This is a genomic window from Frankia sp. CeCAU1 (assembly GCF_977971845.1).
The window spans coordinates 2117-4456 of the sequence record NZ_CDWWXA010000238.1 but is presented as its reverse complement, the minus strand read 5'-3'; the positions used below and the strand labels follow the sequence as shown (position 1 = coordinate 4456).

General features: G+C 69.5%; 2 protein-coding genes and 2 pseudogenes. All 4 read left to right on the top strand.

The genetic code is table 11. From position 1 onward, the window contains the following. Positions 1-329 (top strand): annotated as a pseudogene (locus AC08OO_RS22890) (bifunctional DNA primase/polymerase); the annotation flags it as partial. After that, positions 326-1636: a DUF3631 domain-containing protein gene (locus tag AC08OO_RS22885; protein ID WP_476619061.1), complete on the top strand. Its 1311-nt coding sequence runs from the start codon at positions 326-328 to the stop codon at positions 1634-1636. The pseudogene AC08OO_RS22890 and the gene AC08OO_RS22885, both read left to right, overlap by 4 nt. 83 nt (positions 1637-1719) lie before the next feature. Then, positions 1720-2022: a helix-turn-helix transcriptional regulator gene (locus AC08OO_RS22880; protein ID WP_476619060.1), complete on the top strand. Its 303-nt coding sequence runs from the start codon at positions 1720-1722 to the stop codon at positions 2020-2022. After that, positions 2019-2340, top strand: a pseudogene (locus tag AC08OO_RS22875) (integrase); the annotation flags it as partial. The gene AC08OO_RS22880 and the pseudogene AC08OO_RS22875, both read left to right, overlap by 4 nt.

The window sequence follows — 2340 nt, the reverse complement described above, 5'->3', positions numbered from 1 at the left end:
GTCCAGGGCGGCGTGTAGGTAGGCGGCCCGCCCCGCTGCGCCTCCCCGCCGGACGGCGCGCCGCCTACCTACACGCCGCCCTGGACCGGCAAGCCGCCTACGTCGAAAACGCCACCAGCCACCGCAACAACACCCTCTACATCGCCGCGCAGAACCTCGGACAACTCGTCGCCGGCGGCGCCCTCACCGAACACGAAGTGACGGACAGGCTGAAACAGGGGGTGGCAATCCACATCGGCACCGACGGCTTCACCTGGACCGAAGCCGAAGCCACCATCCGATCCGGCCTACGCGCCGGAGCCCGCCGGCCCCGGCAGATCCCCGCATGACCCGCCCGCCGATCGACGGCGCCGCGATCCTCGACGCCGTCCGCGTCGCCCTGATCCGCTACGTCGTCCTGCCCACCCCGGAAGCCGCAGACGCGGTCGTGCTGTGGATCGCCGCGACCCACGCCCAACCCGCCTGGGCGCATGCGCCCAGGCTGGTCATCCGCGGCCCGGAGAAACGCTGCGGCAAGTCCCGGCTGCTGGACGTGGTCGAGGCCACCTGTCACAACCCGCTGATCACCGTCAACACCAGCAGTGCCGCGGTCTACCGCTCCATCGACGACGACCCCCCCACCCTGCTCGTCGACGAAGCCGACGCGATCTTCGGAGGAAAAAACGCCGACGCGAACGAAGACCTCCGCGGACTACTCAACGCCGGCCACCAACGCAACCGCCCCGCGATCCGCTGGGACAACACCACCCGCACCCGCGAAATCCTGCCCACCTTCGCCATGGCCGCCCTCGCCGGCATCGGCGCCATGCCCGACACCATCGAAGACCGCGCCGTGGTCATCCGGATGCGCCGCCGCGCCCCCGGCGAAACCGTCGCCCCCTACCGGCACAAACGCGACCGCCCCCACCTACACACCCTCGCCACCCACCTCGCCACATGGCTACGGCGCGACCTGACCGGCCTGGAAAAAGCCGAACCGGCCATGCCCGTCGAAGACCGCGCCGCCGACACCTGGGAACCCCTCGTCGCCGTCGCCGACCACGCCGACGGCCCCTGGCCCGACCGGGCCCGCCGCGCGGTCATCGTCCTCACCGAACAAGCCGCCGACGCCGCCGATGTCTCCACCCGGATCCGGTTGCTCACCGACATCCGCGCCGCGTTCACCACCCTCGGCAACCCACCCGCCGCACCAACCGAACAGCTCCTCAAAGCCCTCAACAGCGACCCCGAAGCCCCCTGGGCCAGCAGCGGACCCACCGGACTGACCGGCAAACGGATGGGCGACATCCTCCGCGACTTCGAGATCAAAAGCGAAACCATCCGCTTCCCCGTCGGCCAGGCCAAGGGCTACCGCCGCGACGCCTTCACCGACGCCTGGCACCGCTACACCCCCACCCCATCCGAGGTATCCGTACCAGCCGTACCAAACGTAAAACCGCAGGTCAACCCCGGTACGGATCCCAACCCCGGTACGGATCGATCCGTACCACACCACCCCCCTGGTACGGATCAATCCGTACCAGCCGAGCAATCCGTACCACCCCTGACCTGCAAAAACGACGTTGGTACGGATGGGACGCATACCCCGCCCAACCCCGCCACGTGCGCCCCTCTCAACCGGCGCAACACCGCCTGAAAACCACCACCCGAAGCGGCCCCGGCGACCCGCCGACCAAGCAACCCGCCGGGACCGCACTCCCGACAAGGAGCGTGACCAGCATGACCCCACGCACCACCCGCCCGGATGTCATTCCGACGAAGACCACGCCAGGACACGTCACGAGACAGAGGAAGTCTGCCACCGCGCCACCCCGGCCCGGCTTCCGCGAACTGCTCTCCCTCGCACAGGTCCTCGCCGAGCTCGGAGACGAGCACAGCCCGCTCGCCCGCAGCACGTTCGACGATTGGCGGGCCCGCGGGGTCGCACCCAAGGTCATCAAGCTGCCGAACGGGCAGCTTCGCATCGACCGCCATGACCTGAACGTCTGGCTCGACAGCCGAATCCAGGACCCCGCCGCATGACCACACCACGGACCGGTACCGGCCGTCCCGACATGGACGGCCGGCCCACCTCCTTCGACGTTCGCATCTGGGCCATCAAGGAGATCCGAGGCCGGAAGACCACCTACCGGGTTCGCGGGCGGGTCGCGCAGAAGGAGTTCGGCAGCAATTTCGCGACATTCAACTTGGCGGACGCACGCCGCGGCGAGCTGCTCGCCGCGGCCCGTCGCGGTGAGGCGTTCGACATCGAACTGGGTATCCCCGTCTCGGAGGTGCGCGCCGCCCTGCCGGAACCCGAACCTGAGCTGGAACCGGCGCGCACGTGGCTGGAGCACGCCC

Coding starts and splice junctions, on each gene's coding strand:
- AC08OO_RS22885 (WP_476619061.1), top strand. CDS start 326: ATGACCCGCCCGCCGATCGACGGCGCCGCGATCCTCGACGCCGTCCGC.
- AC08OO_RS22880 (WP_476619060.1), top strand. CDS start 1,720: ATGACCCCACGCACCACCCGCCCGGATGTCATTCCGACGAAGACCACG.